Annotated in this window: 1 protein-coding gene; it reads left to right on the top strand. The window is 70.1% G+C overall.

All coding sequences use genetic code 11. The features are described 5' to 3' along the window. Window positions 1-24: 24 nt before the first annotated feature. The coding region (locus tag QQS14_RS16570) for a hypothetical protein (protein WP_285908122.1) at window positions 25-538 on the top strand (514 nt) is incomplete at its 3' end.

The raw sequence follows: 538 nt of genomic DNA on the forward strand, positions 1-538 counted from the left end.
CATCGGCGCGGGAGGGCTCCAGGTATGAAGTCCGGCGTCCGTGTGACCGTGGACAAGATGGCCGACCTGGCCAAGGCCATGCGCGCCCTGACCGGGCGCGAGGTGGCCTGCGGCATACCGGCCGACAAGAGCGGCCGCACGGCGGAAGATGGCGAGGCGGTGACCAATGCGCAGCTCGGCTACATCCACGAAATGGGCAGCCCGGCGCGCAACATCCCGGCCAGACCGTTTGTGGTGCCCGGCATCCGGGCCGCCCAGGAGCAGATTGTGGACCAGCTGAGGGACGCGGCCAACAAGGCTCTGGACGGGCAGGTCGCCGGGGTGGATGCCGCGCTGAAACGCGCCGGGGAGATCGCCGCCAACAGCGTCAAGGCCCAGTTCGTGGACAATGACTGGGAGCCCCTGGCCGATGCCACCCTGGACAAGCGGCCCCCGGCCCAGCGGGACGAAAACGGCCGGATCGTGCGCAAGGGCAAGTCGCGCCGCGAGCGCGGCAGGCTCAACCCGCTCGTTGACACCAACCAGCTGCGCAAGGCCG

It is taken from the genome of Pseudodesulfovibrio pelocollis, assembly GCF_030282845.1.
Taxonomy (GTDB): Bacteria; Desulfobacterota; Desulfovibrionia; order Desulfovibrionales; family Desulfovibrionaceae; genus Pseudodesulfovibrio; species Pseudodesulfovibrio pelocollis.